This window comes from Phosphitispora fastidiosa (assembly GCF_019008365.1).
In the GTDB taxonomy this organism is placed as follows: Bacteria; Bacillota; Thermincolia; order Thermincolales; family UBA2595; genus Phosphitispora; species Phosphitispora fastidiosa.
In genome coordinates, this window is the sequence record NZ_JAHHUL010000007.1 from 83,545 (window position 1) to 104,166 (window position 20,622).

General features: G+C 48.5%; 19 protein-coding genes. 15 read left to right on the forward strand and 4 right to left on the reverse strand.

The genetic code is table 11. The features are described from left to right. Nucleotides 1-158: 158 nt before the first annotated feature. Complete coding sequence (locus tag Ga0451573_RS08605) at nt 159-1,385, reverse strand: ABC transporter substrate-binding protein (protein ID WP_331459402.1); 1,227 nt, start codon at nt 1,383-1,385, stop codon at nt 159-161. A gap of 520 nt (nt 1,386-1,905) precedes the next feature. Next, nucleotides 1,906-3,078, reverse strand: a complete 1,173-nt coding sequence (locus Ga0451573_RS08610; RefSeq protein WP_231683479.1) for an ABC transporter substrate-binding protein — start codon at nt 3,076-3,078, stop codon at nt 1,906-1,908. A gap of 400 nt (nt 3,079-3,478) precedes the next feature. Here Ga0451573_RS08610 and Ga0451573_RS08615 point away from each other — a divergent pair, with 400 nt between their 5' ends. Continuing rightward, a complete protein-coding gene (locus tag Ga0451573_RS08615) occupies nt 3,479-4,150 on the forward strand; it encodes a flavodoxin family protein (protein ID WP_231683480.1) in 672 nt (223 codons plus the stop codon). 48 nt (nt 4,151-4,198) lie between these two features. After that, the gene (locus Ga0451573_RS08620) at nt 4,199-4,447 is read left to right on the forward strand and encodes a DUF1540 domain-containing protein (RefSeq protein WP_231683481.1); all 249 of its coding nucleotides are present in this window, start codon (nt 4,199-4,201) and stop codon (nt 4,445-4,447) included. A 59-nt stretch (nt 4,448-4,506) separates the two neighbouring features. Here the strand turns inward: Ga0451573_RS08620 and glgP are convergent, their stop codons facing one another. After that, nucleotides 4,507-6,222, reverse strand: a complete 1,716-nt coding sequence (gene glgP, locus Ga0451573_RS08625; RefSeq protein ID WP_269438174.1) for an alpha-glucan family phosphorylase — start codon at nt 6,220-6,222, stop codon at nt 4,507-4,509. Between the two features lie 487 nt (nt 6,223-6,709). Between glgP and yedE the strand changes: the two genes are divergently transcribed. Genes yedE through Ga0451573_RS08640 form a run of 3 tightly spaced genes read left to right on the forward strand, consistent with a single transcriptional unit; the run spans nt 6,710 to nt 8,253 of the window. Continuing rightward, on the forward strand, nt 6,710-7,792 hold the full coding sequence (gene yedE / locus Ga0451573_RS08630) for a YedE family putative selenium transporter (protein WP_231683482.1): 1,083 nt from the start codon (nt 6,710-6,712) through the stop codon (nt 7,790-7,792). Then, nucleotides 7,779-7,988, forward strand: a complete 210-nt coding sequence (locus tag Ga0451573_RS08635; RefSeq protein WP_231683483.1) for a sulfurtransferase TusA family protein — start codon at nt 7,779-7,781, stop codon at nt 7,986-7,988. The genes yedE and Ga0451573_RS08635 overlap by 14 nt, the downstream gene beginning before the upstream one ends. 1 nt (nt 7,989) lies before the next feature. Continuing rightward, nucleotides 7,990-8,253 (forward strand): putative Se/S carrier protein, encoded by a 264-nt coding sequence (locus Ga0451573_RS08640; RefSeq protein WP_231683484.1) that lies wholly within the window; start codon nt 7,990-7,992, stop codon nt 8,251-8,253. 5 nt (nt 8,254-8,258) lie between these two features. Here Ga0451573_RS08640 and Ga0451573_RS08645 read toward each other — a convergent pair whose 3' ends face one another. After that, nucleotides 8,259-8,624, reverse strand: coding sequence for a hypothetical protein (locus Ga0451573_RS08645; RefSeq protein WP_231683485.1), 366 nt, complete (start codon nt 8,622-8,624; stop codon nt 8,259-8,261). A 196-nt stretch (nt 8,625-8,820) separates the two neighbouring features. On the opposite strand from Ga0451573_RS08645, the gene Ga0451573_RS08650 reads away from it, so the two are divergent. The 10 genes from Ga0451573_RS08650 to Ga0451573_RS08695 all read left to right on the forward strand — a co-directional run bounded on the left by Ga0451573_RS08650 (nt 8,821) and on the right by Ga0451573_RS08695 (nt 20,612). Then, complete coding sequence (locus tag Ga0451573_RS08650) at nt 8,821-10,005, forward strand: M24 family metallopeptidase (RefSeq protein ID WP_231683486.1); 1,185 nt, start codon at nt 8,821-8,823, stop codon at nt 10,003-10,005. Between the two features lie 148 nt (nt 10,006-10,153). Then, the gene (locus Ga0451573_RS08655; protein ID WP_231683487.1) at nt 10,154-11,881 is read left to right on the forward strand and encodes an ABC transporter ATP-binding protein; all 1,728 of its coding nucleotides are present in this window, start codon (nt 10,154-10,156) and stop codon (nt 11,879-11,881) included. A gap of 41 nt (nt 11,882-11,922) precedes the next feature. Then, on the forward strand, nt 11,923-13,824 hold the full coding sequence (locus Ga0451573_RS08660) for an ABC transporter ATP-binding protein (protein WP_231683538.1): 1,902 nt from the start codon (nt 11,923-11,925) through the stop codon (nt 13,822-13,824). Between the two features lie 185 nt (nt 13,825-14,009). After that, nucleotides 14,010-14,795, forward strand: coding sequence for a hypothetical protein (locus Ga0451573_RS08665; protein WP_231683488.1), 786 nt, complete (start codon nt 14,010-14,012; stop codon nt 14,793-14,795). After that, complete coding sequence (locus tag Ga0451573_RS08670) at nt 14,788-15,420, forward strand: DUF4129 domain-containing protein (RefSeq protein WP_231683489.1); 633 nt, start codon at nt 14,788-14,790, stop codon at nt 15,418-15,420. The genes Ga0451573_RS08665 and Ga0451573_RS08670 overlap by 8 nt, the downstream gene beginning before the upstream one ends. Further along, nucleotides 15,383-16,579 carry a DUF4350 domain-containing protein gene (locus Ga0451573_RS08675; RefSeq protein ID WP_231683490.1) on the forward strand — a complete coding sequence of 399 codons (1,197 nt, stop codon included), beginning with the start codon at nt 15,383-15,385 and terminating at the stop codon, nt 16,577-16,579. The genes Ga0451573_RS08670 and Ga0451573_RS08675 overlap by 38 nt, the downstream gene beginning before the upstream one ends. Beyond that, on the forward strand, nt 16,557-17,519 hold the full coding sequence (locus Ga0451573_RS08680) for an AAA family ATPase (RefSeq protein WP_231683491.1): 963 nt from the start codon (nt 16,557-16,559) through the stop codon (nt 17,517-17,519). The genes Ga0451573_RS08675 and Ga0451573_RS08680 overlap by 23 nt, the downstream gene beginning before the upstream one ends. A 4-nt stretch (nt 17,520-17,523) precedes the next feature. Beyond that, entirely contained in the window at nt 17,524-18,840 is a 1,317-nt protein-coding gene (locus tag Ga0451573_RS08685; protein WP_231683492.1) for a DUF58 domain-containing protein, read from the forward strand. 34 nt (nt 18,841-18,874) lie between these two features. After that, nucleotides 18,875-19,876 carry a stage II sporulation protein M gene (locus tag Ga0451573_RS08690; protein ID WP_231683493.1) on the forward strand — a complete coding sequence of 334 codons (1,002 nt, stop codon included), beginning with the start codon at nt 18,875-18,877 and terminating at the stop codon, nt 19,874-19,876. Further along, nucleotides 19,854-20,612: an RDD family protein gene (locus Ga0451573_RS08695; protein ID WP_231683494.1), complete on the forward strand. Its 759-nt coding sequence runs from the start codon at nt 19,854-19,856 to the stop codon at nt 20,610-20,612. Before Ga0451573_RS08690 ends, Ga0451573_RS08695 begins: the two co-directional genes overlap by 23 nt. Nucleotides 20,613-20,622 lie beyond the last annotated feature (10 nt).

Genomic DNA, 20,622 nt, shown 5'->3' on the forward strand with positions numbered 1-20,622 from the left:
GCGTAGCCGCCACTGAGCCAGGGATGGCGAATTGGCGGTTTAGTCCGTGACTTCGCCAGGAACAAGGTTAGATTTCTCCGGTGTCAGTGCGGAAAATCGGTACAATAGCTCACCATATTTCATTCCCGGTCATTTCCGAGAGTCTGCATAGTTACCGGTTATTTGGCGGGTATCCAGCTGCCTTCTGAGATTTCCACCATAACCATACTGTCGAGACCAAGGCCGTTATGGTCCTCAGGAGACATATTAAAGACACCCGAAATGCCCACGAAATTGGTTGTTTTTTCTAATTCCTCCCTGATTTTGCCCCTGTCGGGACCTGCTTTTTCCACGGCGTTGAGGACTATCTGCAGAGCATCCCAGGCATGACCGCCAAAGGTGTTCCGCGGGCCGTATTTTGCTTCAAAATCGGTCGCGTATTCGACCAGAACCTGCTTCTGCGGGTCATCCTCCGGGAGACCTTCGGCCACCAGGAGCTTACCGACCGGGAAGACCACACCATTGGCTGACTCACCGGCCAAATCAATAAATGTTTTGTTGCCGATTCCATGGCTGTGGATAAGAGGCACTGTGAGGCCCAAATCCGCAAAACCGGTTGTAAAGCTGGAAGCTGAGGGCGGTATAGCCCAGCAGAGCACTGCCTGCGGGTCAGACTTTTTGATGTTGGTGAGCTGTGAGGTCATGATAGTATCATTTACCTCAAATTTTTCCATAACCAAAATTTCAATACCTTCCTTGGCAGCTGCTTTTTCGAACTCTACCTTGCCGCTGTCGCCAAAGGCGTTATTCATGCTGGCAAAGGCTATTTTTGTGAGACCCTTGGATTTCAGGTAAGCAGCTACCCTTTCAGCTACCAAGCTGTCGCTCTGGGCGGTTTTAAAGACCCATTTGCGTTCATTAACTGGCTCCACAATACGAATACTGGCGGCAGCTGAAACGAGGGGAATCTCTGCCTGCTGGATACCCTCCAGCATTGCCAGGGTGGTGCCGCTGGTGCTGCAGCCGATAATGGCCAGGACATCCTTCTGGATGAGACTCTTGGCAGCCAGGGCGGCTTCTGTTTCATTACTCTTGTTGTCCAGCATAATCAATTCAATGGGATGACCGTCAATGCCGCCATTTTCATTGAGCTTCTCAACAATCATATTCACTGTGTCCCGCTCGGGAACACCCAGGGAAGAACCCGGACCTGAGATGTCAAAAATTGCTCCGATTTTATAGGGCTCTTTTGATTCTGCAGAACTGCTTTTTTCAGGAGTTTCCTGTGTACCTCCGCAGCCTGCCAGGACAAGGCCCAATACCAGGGCAATCACTAGGATAGCGCGTTTTTTCATCAACCGTTCCACCGTTTCACACTCCTTGAAGTTTATTGTTTTTATAGTCAAGCACCTGTTTCTCCCAGGTGACGGGATTTCCATCCTGCCATATGCCTCGTTGGGCTAACCGTTCTAACCCGTAACAATAAAAACAAAAAACTTCCCGTCCTAACAGGGACGAGAAGTTTATACTTCACGCGGTACCACCCAGATTGGCTGCAGTGCAGCCCTCTCTAATTGCAGGTACAAGATTCATCTCTGACTGAATCTGATACCTTCTGCCTGTTAACGGTGGAGAGCCGGCACGGCCTACCAGGAGTACCCATCAATTTGTGAAATGCATGGGGTTCCCTTCAACCTGCAGTTCAGGAGGGAATTTCAGCTGACCGGTAAAGGGAAAGGCTTGCAGTCTACGGCCCTTCCTCCCTGGACAAACCGGGACAACTTACTTGTCTCCGTCATCACTTTTTACATTGAGTGTCTAAGTTTGTTGACAGCCAATTGCAATTTTGACTGAATATTAAAAAGATAATAGCACAAACTTCTGTCCCTGTAAACACTTTTTTAGTTAATCACAAAACTTTTTGTATTATTTGACCAGCTCCCATTTTCCATCGCTGACTTTTACCATGACCAGGCAGTCTTTAGTGAGACCGCTGTGGTCCTCGGGGGTAAAGTTAAATATGGCGGTTACCCCTGTGAAACTGGTGTTTTCAATCTCATCCCTTATCTTTGCAGGGTCAGGACCCACTTTTTCCAGGGCTTGAGCTACTATTTTAACTGCATCCCAGGCATGCCCGCCGAAGGTACTCCTGGGACCAAATTGCTCCTCGTATTTTTGGGCATATTCGTTTGTGATTGCTTTCTGCGGGTCGGAGTCGGCCAGTTGTTCGGCAACAAGCAGGCGGCCAATCGGGAAGACTGTTCCTTCGGCAGCCTTTTCGGCCAGGTCCAGATATGTCTGGTTCCCAACCCCGGAACTATGGATTAGTGGTGCCTCAATACCCATCTGGCTGAAGTTAGAGGTAAAACTTGAGGCCGCGGGTGGGATGGCCCAACAGATAACGGCATCAGGGTTCTGACTCTTAATATTGGTTAACTGGGAAGTCATAATGGTGTCAGCCGTTTCGAATTTTTCTTTAGCAACAATTGTAATCCCGGCTGCTGCTGCTGCCTTTTCAAACTCAGTCCGGCCGCTGTCGCCGTAAGCATCATTTACCGATGCCAGGGCAACCTTGCTCATCCCGTTGGCCTTCAGGTAATCAGTGATTTTTTCAGCCACAATGCTGTCACTCTGGGCAACCTTGAAGACCCACTGGCGCTCTGCCACCGGTTCGGTGATCCGGACACTGGCGGCACAGGAGATTAGGGGAATCTGAGCGTTTTGTATCATTTCAACCATGGCCATTGTGGTGCCGCTGCTGCTGGAACCGATGATGGCAGCAACACCTTCCTGAATCAGGCTTTTGGCAGCCAGGGCAGCTTCTGTCTCATTACTTTTGCTGTCTTTAATAATAAGCTCAATGGGATGGCCATTGACTCCGCCGTTGGCATTTATTTCTTCAACCACCATCTGGGCAGTGTCACGTTCCGGGATTCCCAGTGAGGAGGCTTTTCCGGAGATGTCGAAAATGGCTCCCACCTTATACGGTTCCAGACCATCACCGGATGTTGGCGCTGACCCGCCGCACCCTGACAGCAGCAGACCCATCAGCAATAAACCGGTCAGCAATGTGAAGATTTTCCTGTTCCTTTTAAACACGACTTGCACTTCCTTTCATAAAATATTTATATTTAAAAAACAAAAAACACTCCGGAAAGGAGTGCTTTAATCTGATATATTACCCCATCCTGCCATGCTCCCGTAGTTTTAAGTTTTTTTGCCATGAACTATTGATAACATTTCCTGCATGCGGTCTGTAATGACCGACCCTGCAAACTGCCATACTACAAATAAGTACATTTTTCCTACAAAATAATTTTATCACAATTATACATCTATGTAAAATGTTTTTTAGGCGGCAAATAGCTGACAGAGCAGGAGAAATTACCTTGAAAAATGAACGGAAATTAATGAAGGAGGTTGTGTATTTTTCCGCGAATAGAAGTAAATATCAAGTTCATTTCTAACTATATAGAACTGCAGGAAGAGGGGAGATATTATGAAAGTTTATGCCATAAACGGAAGTTTCCGGACTGAGGGTAATACCGATATTATTATGGAAAAGATTCTGGAAGGGGCCCGGAGCAGGGGAGCAGAGACAGAAAAGGTTTTAGTTGACGACCTGAATCTCAGGTCATGTCAGGGTTGCCTGGAATGCCGGCAGGAGGGCATCTGCCGGCAGGAGGACGGACTGATGGACATTGTACGGAAATTTGAGCAGGCTGACGCTATAGTTATGGGGACACCCATTTACGGCAACTATATGACCGGACAGCTAAAAATACTGCTGGACCGTTTAATGGGAGTTATCAGCAGGATCACCTATGTACCGGGAGGCGGGATTAAGTCGATTACCAGACTCGAACCCCAAAAACGTAATATAGTTACTGTCCTTACGGCAGGGGCGCCCACTCCCGAGTGTGCAGATGATGCCCTGAAGCTGTTCCGCAGGATGCTGGGTTCCCTCAATAATGGCGGTTTTATGGAAGAGATTGTTGCTGTGGGAATTAACGCCAAAGGCGCAATTGTGTTCCCAAAAGAAGAGTGGCTTAAGGTGGCCGGGAAATACAGGGTTCCGGATACCGATGCCTATGCTGAAAAAGCTATGGCCAGAAACCGGGAAGTATTGGAACGGGCCTTTAAACTGGGACAGGATTTGGTGGAAAAATAGCATACTCCCGGCTCAATAGGGAAAACCTATTGACCAGGAGGTGATGAAATGAACCAGGAAATCTATTGTTCTGTTGACACATGTCACTACTGGGAACAAGGCAATCACTGCAAGGCCAACAAAATCATGGTAACATCAGATGCGGCCGGAGACAGCATGCCGGATAACTTTGATGCTCCCCAGGCCTCAATGGCGGCGCCCACGCCTGCAAATACATGTATGGAGACCGCCTGCAAAACCTTTGTACCTAAGCAGAGCAACAATATAAATGCTGACGGAGTATACAAGCAGGGTTAAGCATAATCAAACCGCTTCAGGAGATTGCCTGAAGCGGTTTTGTATTTCACTGATTGATATTACTGATACTGGTGTGGCCGCTCCGCATATTCCGGGGTCGAAATCATGAATGAATGCGGCCTGATATGCTTGCCCTGGTTCAGGGCGGTCTTTTGGTACATCACATCATAATATTCCCTCAGCATGCGGTGGGAGGAAAACTGGTAGTGGGCCATGTCGATACTGGACCGCATCATATTGTGCCACCTGTTTTTATCATCGTAATAAGTAGGAACAACTTCTGACAGCAGCACCTCATACAGTCTCTGCAAATCGTATTCGTCCTGGTTTGCTGCCTGGACTTCATTGCCGCATATGGAACAGAGGAGCCAACCGCTGATACCGTGCTGCAGTCCCTCGGCAACCCAGCCGTCAACCACGCTAAGGTTAAGCACCCCGTTTACTGCAGCCTTCATTCCGGACGTGCCGCTGGCTTCCAGGGGTCTCCTGGGGTTGTTCAGCCACACATCACAGCCCCTGATCATGAGCCGCGCTATTTCCATATTATAGTTTTCCAGGAAGACGACAGCATCGCGGTATTTCCGGTCCATTTCCACCAGCTTTCGAATAATATCCTTACCCATGGAATCCCTGGGGTGTGCTTTGCCTGAGAAAACAAGCTGCAGCTTTCCTTCCCGGAGCAGGGGGTCAATGATATCCGTATTCCGGAATATCAGTTCACTTCTTTTATATGGAGCGACCCTCCGGGCAAAACCTATCACCAGGGCTTCAGGATTCAGGGTAGTTCCCGTATGCTGCTTGATAAAGTCAGCAAGTTCTTTTTTACACTGCACGTGCGGTTCCCAGAGGTCTTCACCCTTTTCAAAGGCATTCCGAATGCGTTCATCCTGCCAGGTGTTTACATGGATGCCGTTGGTAATAGATATAATCGGGGCGGTTTCATAAACATTGCCCCACATATTTCTTGCCGTTTGGCCATGAAGCTTGGATACGGCATTGGCCATGTCAGCCATCCTCAGGGCAGCTATGGTCATGTTGAAAGGATCATCACCGATATCACGCATTTGCTCATAGGTAAGCCCATTATAGGCCTCCATATGCTGCAATAGGTCATGAGTCCAGATTTCATTGCCGGCTTCAACAGGGGTATGGGTTGTGAAGACCACTTCTTTTTGGGTTGATTTCCAGGCTTCATGAAAAGAGATGTTGTCGTGCTGCATTTTTTCCCTGATTAGTTCTACACCGGCAAATACCGCATGCCCTTCATTAAAATGATAAATGTCAACCTCAATCCCCAGGGCCCGGAGGGCTCTTACTCCGCCTATGCCAAGAATCATTTCGGCAGCAACACGGTCCTGTTCCACTCCGCCATACAGACGGTTGGTCATCCAGCCGTGCGGACTGCCGGGGAAATTGGTATCCAGGAGATATATTGTGGCATTTCCGTATTTTTCAATTTTATGGATTTTGCAGGTCACGTCAGCCCCCCTGACCCGCAGGGTTACTTTTAAACCCGTATCTTCGACTGCGGAAAAATCATAATTGGGATACATATCATAAGGATACCCGTCCTGCCCGATAAACTGTTCCGTGTAATCCTGATTCCAGAGGATTCCGATCCCTGTTACCGGAGCATTCAGGTCTCTGGCTGCCTTGAGGTAATCTCCGGCAAGGACACCAAGTCCTCCGGCGTAAATGGGCAGGCTGCTGTTTAATCCGTATTCCATGCAGAAATAAGCGACCCGGGGTGAACCTGATGGGTTATCTGTCCTCAATATATTTTCCGGCAAACCTGTAAATGTAAAGGAATGCCAGAACACCTCCCCTCAAAATAAGAGTATTCTGGGACTTAGTCTTTTATGGCGGGGGAGAAATTATGCATATTAACTTTATAATGTAGAATACCTGCCGGTGCAGGCGGCAGGTATTCGAGCTGGGAGTATGGGTGAGCTTTTTAAAAGAAGCTCTTATCTAAATATTATTGAGTTAGGCGTTTTTTTCCCAGCCTTATGGTCTGAAATGCGGTTTAAGGGGTGTGAAATACCGGATAGAGGGTATGAAATACGGAAATGAGGGTGTGAAAACATTGAGTCTTGTGCGAAATATCGAATGCAGGCAAAAAAATGGTGATAAGGATGATTTATGATACTCTATACTTCCATAAAAAAATTCCATAAGGAACATAAAGGAAATTAATAACCATATATAGTAAACTATAGCGGGGGATTTTAAAAAACACTATAGTGAAAGGAGTTAAAAGCATTGGGGAACAAGATTGGAGTTTTAATTACCGGGGCGGTCATCGGAATTGTGGCGCTTATCCTTACCAAGATGGGCAATCCGGCCAATATGGGGCTGTGTATAGCATGCTTCATGAGGGACACTGCCGGCGGGCTCGGCCTGCACCAGGCTGCGGTTGTCCGGTATATCAGGCCTGAAATACCGGGCATCATTCTGGGGGCCTTCCTGATTGCCGCGTTTAACCGGGAATTCCGGGCATCAGGGGGAGCAAACAAAACTGTTAGGTTTATCCTGGGTTTTATCATGATGATAGGGATGCTTGTCTTCCTGGGATGCCCGCTAAGGGTGGCCTTAAGGCTTGGTGCGGGAGATCTGAATGCCCTGGTTGGTTTTGCCGGACTGTTTGCCGGAGTTGCTGCAGGTACATTTTTTCTTAAATCCGGATTCAGTCTGGGCCGGTCCGGTTCACAGCCGGGGTGGGCGGGAGTCGTATTTCCCGCAATTGCTGTGATTTTGCTATTACTGCTGTTTCTGAAGCCGTCTTTTATTTCTTTCAGCCAGGAGGGACCGGGCTCAAATCATGCTCCTGTGCTAATTTCACTTTTCGCGGGGCTGTTGGTCGGGGCGCTGTCACAGAGGTCGCGTTTCTGTATGGCGGGAGGGATTCGGGACCTGATTCTGTTCCGGAACTTTAACCTGATTGCAGGTTTCCTAATGATAATACTTGTTACCTTTGCGGGGAGTCTGTACCTGAACAAGTTTCAGCCCGGGTTTGCAGCTCAGCCAATTGCACATTCAGAAGCTCTCTGGAATTTTCTTGGCCTGGCAGCTGCCGGGTGGGCGGCGGCTCTGCTGGGCGGATGCCCGCTCAGGCAGCTGGTGCTGGCCGGACAGGGCAATACGGATGCTGCTGTTACCGTGGGCGGCTTGGCTGCAGGGGCGGCGGCAGCCCATACCTTTGGATTGGCAGCCAGTCCTGCAGGAGTTCCACAGGCAGGCGGGATGGCTGTTGCCGCCGGGCTTATCATATTGCTGGCGCTTAGTATGGGAGTTTGTTACAAAACTGTTACCTCAGAAAGGAGGAGAGTTCATGCAGATAGTTGATGTAAGAGGGATTTCGTGTCCGGAACCGGTACTGCGTGCCAAGAAAGTTCTTGACAAGGGTGGACCGGGACCGGTCAAAGTACTTGTGGATGAGGAGGCGGCAGGTGAGAATGTAACTGCCCTGGCCAGACACATGGGCTGGAATGTGGCCAGGGGAAAGCATTCTGATTATATTGAAATCTTGCTGAGCAGGTAAAATGGGTTTTATTGAAGAAGAACGCTGTTATATTACATTTCCGGCTCTCACAGAGGTCCTTAAGGCTGAAAAGCGCCTCCAGCCGTCCGGGATAAAGTTCTGGCTGGTCCCGATTCCCAGGGAGATTACCGCAGACTGCGGAATGTGTCTCATGTGTTACCCCGAGGCCCTGGAAACCGTGACTGGTTTATTGGCTGCAGAACATATTGGATATGAGCGGTCTTATCTCCTGAAAAAAAGGAAGTTTAAATTTTTTCAGCAATAACAAAGCTAGACCGTTTCTTTCCCCATATATATGCGGAAAATATTTTGCCGCTCGGCAAGTTTGCCATTTATCAGTGACAGGATAAAATTCATTTTTTCTGCTTCGGGAAAGGCGGTATAAAGGGTTATTGAACTGTCATCTGACAGGGTTCTGAGCCGATCCCACTGTTCTACAGAAAAATTGTCTTCAGGGAGTTCTACTTTTCCATAAACAGTCTTGACATTCTTCAAGGTGGCCGTGATGTCAGGCCTGATACCATTACTTACCGGCAGGTCCCCAGGGTTGGTATCAATTGCAGCCGTTATGGAAAACCCTCTGCGCACGAGGCTGTCTCTGAGAAAATTCAAAAGTTCGTTAAATTCATTGTCCATTTAAAGTTACCTCCTCTTATACGGATTTAATTATAATTGAAATTCTGATGATTTCCAATGATTATTCTTATTTTACTGCTAAAATCTGTATCCTACCCTTCAGGTATTAATTTATACAATTTGACTTAAGTTAAATGAAAAAGTTTCTTGAAAAGTATATAATTATTTTAGTCAAATTCAACTGGGGGGTAACAAAATGTCTCTGATACCCAAAAGGGAAATTGAGTCACGGATAAGCAGACTGCAGTCACTGCTGGGGGAGAACGGGGTAGATGGCGCATTGATTGTGCAGGCAGTTGATTTGTTCTATTTTTCGGGAACGGCACAAAACGGCTGTCTTTATCTACCTGCTTCCGGTAACCCGGTGCTCTGGGTTAAGAAGAGCTTTGCCAGGGCCAGGGATGAATCCGCCCTGGAAAACGTTTTTCCATTGAGCAGTGTCAAAAAACTGCCTGAACTGATAGCATCAGGAGGCAGAGCTCCACTGGTTATGGGCCTGGAAATGGATGTTCTGCCGGCAAATACTTACCTTTTTTATGCTAAAATGTTTTCCGGTACAGAACTGGTGGATATCTCAGGGCTGATAAAAAAGGTCAGGCAGATTAAATCAGGCTATGAAATGGAACATTTGCGGGTTTCCGGTCGCAAGATGACCGAGGTCTATGACGAGATACCCGGGTTAATCAGGCCCGGAATAACAGAGGTTGCTCTTGCAGCCAAAATCGAAGAACGGGCCCGCAAAGCCGGGCATATTGGCTATATGAACATGCGTGCCTTCGGGAGTGCGATTTTTTTTGGACAGTTGATGTCAGGATGGGCTGCTGCGGTACCGTCCTGTTTTGACGGAGTAGGCGGGGGTCAGGGACTTCATCCGGTATTCCCCCAGGGGTGCAGTTTTAAGACCATTGAGACGGGTGAGCCTATCATGGTTGATTATGCCGGACTTTGGGGCGGCTATATTACAGACCGGTCACGTATTTATGCCATTGATTATCTTTCTGATAAGCTGATTCGGGCATTTGATGTATCCCTAAAGATACAGGACGAGGTTATTAGACGCGTTGAACCCGGTGCTAACGGCAGTGACCTTTTTGAACTGGCGTTCAAAATGGCGGACAAAGCCGGACTGGGGGATTATTTCATGGGCCACGGTTCTGACCGGGTGAAGTTTGTCGGTCACGGGGTCGGCCTGGAACTAGATGAATTTCCGATACTGGCAAAGGGTGTTGATGTCAAGCTGGAACCGGGTATGGTTTTTGCTCTGGAACCCAAATTTGTCTTTCCGGGGGAAGGGCTGGTGGGAATTGAAAACACATTTATACTTACCGAAAAGGGAGTTGAAAAGGTAACAGCTTCCCCGGATGAGTTGGTCATACTATAATAAGGTGTTACCGGCAAGCGGCTGCCGGGTCCAAATGAAGGCATTGGACCTGCAGCCGCTTTTTCTATTTTTGACAATATTGAAACGAGTCAGTAATATAGTTTTGGTACGAAATATTCGCAACGATAGAAATTGAGGGGAAGAAACTATGCTTAGACTATACAGGTTTTTACAGCCATTTAGCGCCATGGTAGCCGGTGCTCTGCTATTTATATTTTTGCAAACGATAGGAGACCTTTATCTGCCCACATTGATGTCAAGAATAATCAATGATGGTGTCATGCGTGGCGATACACACAGGATTATGGAGATCGGAGGACTAATGCTTCTGATTGCCGGGGGTGGAGCCGTCAGTGCAATTATTGCCGGCTTTCTGTCATCGAAAATTGCGGTCGGCCTGGGAACAATTCTGCGCAGCAAGATTTTTCAAAGGGTTGAGAGCTTCTCCCTGAAAGAATTTGATAAGTTAGGTACAGCTACTCTTATTACCAGGACAACCAACGATATTACCCAGATACAAATGGTTACTGTGATGATAATGCGCCTGATGATAAGCGCTCCGATGATGGCTGTCGGCGGCATCATCATGGCCTTCCGGGAAGACAGGACACTTACCTGGGTGCTGGCAGCTGCAATACCGGTTCTGGCCCTGGTTATTGCATTGATTGCATGGCGGGGGATACCCCTCTTCAGGTTGATTCAGGTAAAGATCGATAAAATTAATCTCGTTTTACGTGAAAAGCTAACCGGTATTCGTGTAATTCGTGCTTTTGATACCATAGAGTATGAACGGAGGCGTTTTGATGAAGCCAATGCCGATCTTACACTAAACTATATCAAAGTGAACAAAATCATGGCTTTCACGATGCCTTCAATTATGCTGGTGATGAACCTGACTTCCCTGTCTGTTCTTTGGTTTGGGGGTATTCGTATTAGTCAAGGCAGCATGGACCTGGGCGCACTTGCCGCCTTTACCCAGTATGCCATAATGATAATGTTTTCCATGCTGATGCTCTCCCTGATGTTTGTTATGGTTCCGCGGGCACAGGCTGCTGCGGTTAGAATAAACGAGGTTCTTGACACTCTGCCAACTATAAAAGATGCGGAAGAACCAAATGATTCCTTTTCCAGAAGGGGTTATATGGAATTCAAGGATGTCACCTTCAGTTATCATGGCGCTGAAAAACCGGTTTTGCAGAACATCTCCTTTTTGGCGCGCCCCGGTGAAGTTATTGCCATAGTAGGCAGCACAGGCTCAGGTAAATCAACCCTGATTAACCTTATTCCGAGATTTTATGATGTGGACAGTGGCAGCATTTTTGTTGACGGTGTTGATGTCAGGGAAATATCCCAGAAAAATCTCCGGGCTAAAATCGGTTTTGTACCGCAAAAAGCAGTCCTCTTTTCTGGTTCAATAATGGAGAATATTAAATTTGGTTATGACCAGGCAACAGAAGAAGAAATCAGGCATGCCGCAGATGTTGCCCAGGCTGCTGAGTTTATCTCCCAAATGGACGGCGGTTTTGCCCATGAAATTGAGCAGGGCGGCACCAACTTATCGGGCGGGCAGAAACAGCGTATTTCTATTGCCAGAGCGCTGGTAAGAAAACCGGAAATTTATGTATTTGATGATAGCTTTTCGGCTCTTGACTTTAGAACAGATGCGCGCGTGCGTGCGGCTTTGAAAAAAGAAACCACTGCGGCAACTGTGATAATTGTTGCCCAAAGGGTAGGTACTATTATGGATGCAGACAGGATCATCGTTCTGGATGAAGGACAGATTACAGGGCTCGGAACTCACAAAGAGCTGCTGAATACCTGCGAGGTATACCGCCAGATTGTATCCTCACAGCTTTCGGAGGAGGAAATCGCGTGATTAAACAAAAGAGCAGTCAGGGAGGACCCGGGGGCGGTGGAATGGGACCCCGTTTTGCCCATCCTGTGGCTAAGGCAAAAGATTTTAAAGGGACTCTGAAAAGGCTGAGCAGCTATTTGCGGCCACATATATTCAGTTTAATTATTGTTTTTATATTTGCTATGGCCAGTACTTCATTTACCATAGCCGCACCGAAGGTGACTGCCAAAGCAATGAACAAGCTGCAGGATGGTTATATGGCCAGGATGTTGCTGGAAAAAATGTCTGCCGGGCAAGATGTAAACTTGACAGATGACCAAATTAAAGGAGCGATAAGGGCAATCAGGGAAACAAACGGACAGTACGATTTTCACTACATCGGTGTTATTGCCTTAATCCTGTTGGGCATGTACCTGGTAAGCGCTGCCTTCAGCCTGATCATGGGTTTGGTGATGTCGGGTGTGGCCCAAAAAACGGTATATGATTTGCGCAGGGAAGTAGAAAATAAAATGGCCAGGCTGCCGCTGAAATACTTTGACCGTCATTCCCATGGAGATATATTAAGCCGTGTTACCAATGATACCGATACTATTGCCACAACATTGCAGCAGAGCTTAACTCAGGTTATTACCTCGGTCATTACAATTATCGGCTATATTATCATGATGCTGACAATCAGCCCAATACTCACCCTGATAATAATTGCTACACTTCCCCTGTATATTGGAACGACTGCCCTCATTGCCAGGAAGTCTCAAAAATACTTTGCAGCTCAACAGAAAGAACTGGGCCAGCTCAGTGGTCATGTTGAGGAGATGTATACAGGGCATAAAATAGTGAAGGCATTCGGACGTGAAGGAGATTCATTAAAGAAATTTGAGGACGTGAACGGCAGGCTCTACAGCGCAGGATGGAAAGCTCAATTTGTATCAGGTATCATGTTTCCCTTGATGAATTTTATAAGCAACCTGGGATATGTGGGTATAAGTATTGTCGGTGGCATCTGGATTATCAGAAATATCCTGGGGTTCGGGGATATCCTGGCTTTTATCCAGTATTCAAGATCACTCACCCATCCTATTATTCAAACGGCAAATATCGCTAATATTATTCAGTCAACGATTGCCTGCGCGGAAAGGGTGTTTGAGGTTCTGGATGAAGAGGAAGAAGTCCCTGACAGCCCTCATGCAAAAGTAATTGAAATGCCAAAAGGAGATGTCAAATTTGAACATGTGTTTTTCCGTTATGAAAAGAATGTACCACTGATAGAGGATATGAACCTGGATGTCAGAAGAGGTCATACCATCGCGATTGTCGGACCCACCGGCGCGGGTAAAACTACGCTGGTGAACCTGTTGATGCGCTTTTACGAAATAGATTCAGGCAGGATAAGTATTGATGGTGTGGACATCAAGGATATGGAGCGCAGTGTGCTGCGAAAAATGTTTGGGATGGTACTTCAGGATACCTGGTTATTTAACGGGACCATCAGAGATAATATTGCCTATGGCAAATCAGGAGCAGCTCTGGAAGAAATAGTGTGTGCAGCCAAAGCCGCTCACGCCGACCATTTTATAAGGACACTGCCTGATGGTTATAATACTGTGCTTAATGAAGAAGCAACCAACATCTCTCAGGGACAGAAGCAGCTGCTTACCATAGCCCGGGCCATACTTGCTGACCCCGTGGTTTTGATTCTTGATGAAGCCACCAGCAGTGTGGATACAAGGACAGAATTCCTTATTCAAAAGGCTATGGCTAATCTCATGAAAAACAGGACAAGTTTTGTGATAGCCCACAGGCTGTCTACTATCCGCGATGCCGAACTTATTCTGGTCATGAATAAGGGCAGGATTATTGAAATGGGCAATCATAAAGCATTAATTGATCAGGGCGGCTTCTATGCCGACCTCTATAACAGCCAGTTTACCGGAGTTCAACCCCGGTCCCGGGCCCTGCACTGAGCAACAAGCATTCCAAGGTATTTGCCAAAAGCATACCTTGGGATTTTTTATTTTCAAGCTTTATTTCATGTTGGAACTCTGTTTGGTAAGGGAGGAAAAAAGCTTAAAGGTGGCGAAAAAGTAGTAAGTAAATGTCGAAATAAGCACGCGATAAAATAAAATACCATTAAATTATGGAGGAATCTATGCCTAACACATATTTTGAACCAATGGGAATAGGGGAAATGCTTGATGCCGGCATCGACCTGTTCAAAAAGAATTTCAAAAAACTGTATTTGATTACCTTCCTTGGTTACCTGCCTCTTGCTGTAATTATTATTATTGCTGTAGCAGCAGCGGCTGCTATCGGGACATATGAGTTAGGGTTTATGATTATATTTGGATTGATTGTACTCATATTGTCTATTCCGGCTATGATTGCAATCGTTGCCATGCAGGGGGCCCTGATTAAAGCATGTGATGACAGCTTGTTTGACCGGGAAATTGAAGTAAAGGAAGGCCTCAGATTTGGATTGAAGCGGTTTTTCCCCTATTTTATCGCGTTACTGCTGTCCGGGCTGGCAACCGCCTTTGGCTACCTGCTTTTGATAGTGCCCGGGATACTGTTCCAGACCTGGTTTTTTCTGATTAGTCCGGTTGTTTTTTTAGAGGATAACGGATACGCATCAGCGCTGGGAAGGAGTCGGGAACTGGTAAGGGGTTATTTCTGGAGGACATTTGGTTTTATTGTTGTCATGGGGTTGCTGGGTTTTGCTATGATTGGCGCTATTTCCCAGGTGATTTCTCTGATACCCGTTATTGGAACAGTCACCGGTGTATTTATTCAGATTGCAATTATGCCCCTTCAGGCAATTGCCACAACCCTGTATTTTTACAACCAGAAGGCGATTCTGGAAGGGCATGACCTGAAATTGAGGGCAGATTACCTGTATTCTCAGCCGGAAGGAAAAGGGGATGTTCCGGTTGTCTAAAGGGTTTGTTTTTACCAATCAGGAAGTGAGGGACATGCTTGAGGAGATACTGTCACGACCGGATTTTATCCTGAGCAGGCTTGCTGGATCCTGGATTGACAGGGGTACAGCTATGGCTGAACGGCTGTTGTTTGGGATTTTGGGTACTGATGGCAGAATTGCATGGTGGGGTTATGTGCTGCTGCTGCTGTCTGTGGCCGGCTTGTTATTTCTGGTTTATTTTGCTGCCTCAAGGGTATCCCGGGTCTTTTTCCCTGACCGGGCCGCTGCCGGGCAGGAGTCTGCTGAACCCGGTGGTACGGATTATAACGGTTTCCGGGAAACTGCCTCCCGATATGCTGATGCCGGAGATTACAGGGAAGCTGTCAGGTATTTGTATCTTTCCCTGCTGATGTTTTTAGACGGGCAGCAGCTTATTCAATTCCGGATGAGTAAGACCAACCTGGATTACCTCGGTGAGCTCAGGAAATCTTCCGCTGATTCTGATCGGTTTACCGGTGCAGCAAACTTTTTTGAACGCAAATGGTACGGTATGGAAAATTGTACTGACACTGACTACCGTGAATTCAGGGCAATGTACCTGAGCCTTGTGTCTGACTGGAGGGGTAGTTATCAGAACAGGTAAGACGACATTTCTGGCCGGTTTGATTATAATTAATATTCTTGCCGCACTGCTGCTGCAAAGGTATTTTGCCGGAACCCCCGAATACTCCACCTACAATGCGGGCCCCAGGGGGCTCAAGGCCTTATATCTCCTTACGGGAGAGCTGGGATTAACCAATATCAGACTGGAAGACAGCTACCGGAGCCTTTCCGATGGGGTCCTGATGAGGGTTGAGAACAGGTTTGGAGGTCTGCCTGCCGGGTTAGAGATACCCTCAGAGCCTGAAGGTGCAGTTGACACCCTGATGCAGTGGGTCAGAGAAGGGGGTAGTCTGGTACTTTTTACCTCCTGGGAAACTGATCTGACCCGGGCTTTGGGAATAGAGCTGGGGGATTCTTTCGGTGGTGCGGAAGTAAAACCTGAGGAGACGGCATTTACGGCTGATGCCGGGAAGCTTGTTTTTGCCGGGGGACGTTGTCTGGAGCCTGTTAAGGATGCCGAAGTTATTGCCAGAAGCCCAAAGGGCGCTGTGGCTGTGTCTTTTGCCCTGGGAAGGGGCCGCGTAATAGTGGTATCAGACCCGTATCCGGTAACCAATAAGGGGATTTCGGAGGGTGACAATGTCATCTTTGTGGCAAATATATTACGCGTGCTGCAGCCTTCCCGGGTTACCTTTGATGAGTCCGGAGGGGCCGCTGCAGGAGATGCTGCCGCCGGAGGCGTCGCCCGACCGGTTGTCAGCAAAACTGCCGCCGCCGCCGGGGTCCAGGCAGCTGCTGCACTGCTGCTGCTGTATATCTTCTGGGGGCGGCGCTTTGGGAGGCCTGTCCCGCTGCTGCGGGCTGATACCGGACCTTCAGCCCAGTATGTGAATACAATGGCAAACATTTACAGACAGGGCCGGGCCAGGGAAATTGCCCTGGAAAGTATTTACGCGGGTTTTTGGCAGAGCCTGACCAGGGCCCTGGGTGTTCCCGGAAGCATAGAAAAAAAAGAGATTATCAACCTCTGCAGGCAGAGGAGAGAGATGGACAGTGACGGCCTGGAGCGGCTGCTCGGGTCTGTCGGGAAACTGCGCCCGGGTGGTGGTTTGTCGGAGGCTGAACTGTTTGCTCTGGTACACGATATGGAGAATTGGCGAAGGGAGAATCTGAAACATGCAGGATATGTACGACATTAAAGACAGGATTGTTCAGGTCCGGCAGGAGCTGGCCAAAGTAGTGGCCGGGCAGGAGGAAGTGATTGAGGAATTGATTGTGGGCCTCCTGATGAATACAGGACATATTCTTCTTGAAGGGGTCCCCGGTACCGGGAAGACTCTCCTGGTGAAAACACTGGCCCAGGCGGTAGACTGTGAATTTAAGCGGGTCCAGTTTACCCCTGACCTGATGCCGTCAGATATCATTGGGACAAATGTGTATAATTTCTCATCAGGGAGTTTCACCCTGAAAAAGGGTCCGGTATTTACCAGCTTTCTGCTGGCAGATGAGATCAACCGGACTCCCCCGAAAACTCAGGCCGCGCTTCTGGAGGTCATGGAGGAAAAACAGGTGACTATTGACGGGATCGGATATCGGCTGGAGGAGCCCTTTTTTGTGATTGCTACCCAGAATCCCATTGAACATGAGGGGACCTATCCCCTTCCTGAAGCCCAGCTGGATCGTTTTTTGATGAAGATAATTGTTGATTACCCCTCCCGTGAGGAAGAAAAATCTGTCCTCAGAAATTACCACAGCGGGTTCAGGGCTGACCGGATAAATGAGGCCGGAGTTAATAAGGTCCTTACTCCGGCGGATATTCTCATAATCAGGGAAAAAGTGCAGGCAGTTGTAGTTGAGGATGCCATTTTTGATTACATCCTGGCAGTTGTTGAAGGGACCAGGAAGAACTACAACCTGATGGTCGGGGCAAGCCCCCGGGCGTCAATCAACCTGCTCCTGGCAGGTAAGGTTTTAGCAGCTATAACCGGTCGCGGTTATGTAGTTCCTGATGATATCAAGAGACTTGCTGCGCCTGTATTGAGGCATAGGCTGGCGCTGAAACCGGAAGCCGAGATAGAGGGACTGACCGCAGATGATGTTATCCGTCTGATTCTGGACAGTGTTGAAGTGCCGAGGTGATGAGATGATACCTTCCAGAAGGCTGATTATTCTTGTGCTGGCAGGTATCCTCCCGATGCTGGCAGGAAGCCCCGGCGGCACAGGAATTATGATTTCACTCATATATAACGGAATGCTGGCAGCCGCCCTGATTTGTGATTTTCTCATTACCGCCAGGCCTGCGGGGTTTACCCTGGACAGGGAATTTGAATATAAGATGTCTCTGGGAGCGGAAAACCCCGTCAGGGTCAATGTCAAAAACCGTACTTCACATCCCTATAGGGTTGTTATCAAAGACGAGCCTCCTGCCATCAACTTTACGGCTTGCGGCCTTATCCGGGAACTGCGGCTGGCTGCAGGGGCGGAGGATTCTGTGGTTTACCGGGTTATTCCCGCCAAACGCGGTGATTACTCCTTTGGCTGCCTTAATTTCAGGTATTTCAGCCGGATGGGGCTGTTTATCAGACAGGCCAAGGGCAGGTGTGAAAACAGGGAAATAAAGGTTTATCCTAATCTGATTGATATCAGGCGGCATGCCCTGAAGGCCCAAAAAGGGTTTCTCCGGGAGGCCGGGCTGAGACCGACTGTGATTAAGGGTCTGGGCACTGATTTTGAGGGACTGCGTGACTATGTTCCCGATGATGAATACAGGCGCGTCAACTGGGCCGCCTCTGCCCGCAGGGGTAAACTTGTCAGTAATGAATTTCAGGACGAGAAGAGCCAGAATATGCTGCTGGTCCTGGACAGCGGGCGGATGATGACAACACATGTTGACAGGCTGTCAAAATTCGACCTGGCAGTAAATGCCGCACTGCTTTTGGGATATGTCGGGGTAACCAGGGATGACAAGGTGGGGCTGGCTGTGTTTGACAGCCGGATGAAGCTGTTCCTGCCCCCAAAGAAGGGGAAGGGCCAGCTCCAGAGGATAATCTCCAGCCTGTATAATATCCAGCCTGAAGTTGTGGAACCTGATTTTCGCGGGGCCTGTCATTATATCATGGAGAACAACAGAAAACGCAGTCTGGTATGCCTTTTTACTGACCTGATAGATGCCGAGGCTTCAAAACAGCTGATAAGTTATGTTTCCGTCATGGCCCGCAAACACCTGGTGGTGTGTATCACCCTTATTGATTCGGATTTGGTGAAGACTTCCCGGACTCTGCCCGTCAGTTCTCAGGAGATGTTCGAAAAGGCTGTTGCCGAGGAAGTGCTGCGGGAACGGGAAAAAGCAATGGCCGTGCTGCGGAACATGGGGGTGGCGGTGGTCAATGTCCCGCCTGAAGAGCTGTCTGTTGCCGTTATCAACCAATACCTGGAACTAAAGGCCAGGGGGAGAATATAATGCGGGGGCGAAACCGGGGGGAGTGATATAAAGGATGAATTCCCAGAATTTCATCGAAATAAACAGGGACACCTGGATTAGGTTCCGGGGGATTCTTGACCAGATAGACAAAAAAGGCGCTGCCTCGCTTTCCCGCCGGGACATGGAGGATGTCGGGCCTTTATTTCGCCGGGTGACAGCCCACCTTGCCTATGCCCAGACCAATTATCCGGATACGGATGTGGTCAATTACCTCAACCGGCTGGTTGCGCGGGCTCACAGCAGCCTGTACCGGACGGAGACGGCTTCTGTGAGGAGTCTGCTCAACTTTTATGCCAAAGGATTTCCGGGACTTATTTACAGGTACAGAAAATATGTGATTGCGGCTTCCCTGATTCTGGTGCTGAGCGCTGCCTGGGGAGCGCTGCTTAATCATACCGGCAGCAGCCTGGCTGTTTTGGCGCTGCCTGAGGGAATAAGGGAAGCAGTTAACCAAAATTTTGCTGAAGGGAATACCGGCGCCAGTATCGAGGACTCGCTGAAACCTCTGTTTTCCAGCGCCATCATGGTGAATAACATCACCGTATCGTTTTACTGCCTGGTTCTGGGGATTACCTGGGGGATGGGCACGGTTTTTATCCTGGTCCGCAACGGACTCCTGCTGGGGGCTCTGGCAGATATCTTTGCAGGCGCTCAGCAGAGCCTGGAGTTCTGGTCCTTGATTCTGCCCCACGGCATACCGGAGCTGTTTGCGATTGCCTTAAACGGAGCTGCCGGGCTGATGATTGCCAGTGCAGTAGTAAAGCCCGGAGATTTTACGCGCAGAGATGCCCTGAAGCTGAAGGCTGTCCCGGCTATGAAAATATCTCTGGGCAGTATCCCTATTCTCGTGGCAGCTGCAGCCATTGAGGGTTTTGTTACCCCGGTTAATATCCCGCCACAGGCAAAGCTGGGAATTGCCGCTTTGACGGGAGTGCTTCTGGGGTATTATGTATATTCGGGCAGCAGTAAACAAAGAAAGGGGGAAGCTGACATTGCAGGATCTGTCTCTCTATAGTTCCGAAAAGATATATTACAGTTACCGGCTCGGTGGACTCGGGTCACGGTTTATTGGATTGATTCTGGATTCCCTTATTCTTGGGGTGGCCTACCTTGTTTTGGGAGGTTTTACGGCAGCAATGGTTGGGGTTTTCGGAGGGGCATTGTCAGAGAAGCTCATTATTGTTGTGGTAGCAGTAGTCCTGATCCTTTATTTCCTACTCAGTTTCGGTTATTTTATATTTTTTGAAACCATCTGGAACGGCCAGACACCGGGCAAAAGGGCAGCAGGACTCCGGGTCGTCAGGAGAACAGGGGAGGCCGTTACTTTTGGCAGTGTGTTTGTCAGAAACCTGATGCGGATTGTTGATGCTCTCCCTGCCGGAAACGCTATCGGTATGATTGCCATTTTCTTTTCCGAGAACCGTCAGCGGGTTGGTGATATGGTAGCCGATACTATTGTAGTCAGGGAAAAGAACCTCAGTGAACCGGTCATTTTGGATTCCTTTTCTGTTTCTGCGGACACGGATATGGGGGAACACCTGAGGGCTTACATTCACCTGATTGATGAGCGGGACTTTAACCTGATCCGGGATTTTTTCGCCCGGGTCCCCAAGATGAAGCCCGAAGCTGTGGATGCCGCTGCTGAAAAGATAGCCAGGGGTCTGGCTGGGAAGCTGGGGCTGCCAAAGGGTGAGACAATTAACCCGGCGGATTTTATGAAGACTATTGGGTCGATGTACCGGGAGAGGTAGGTGACGGGCC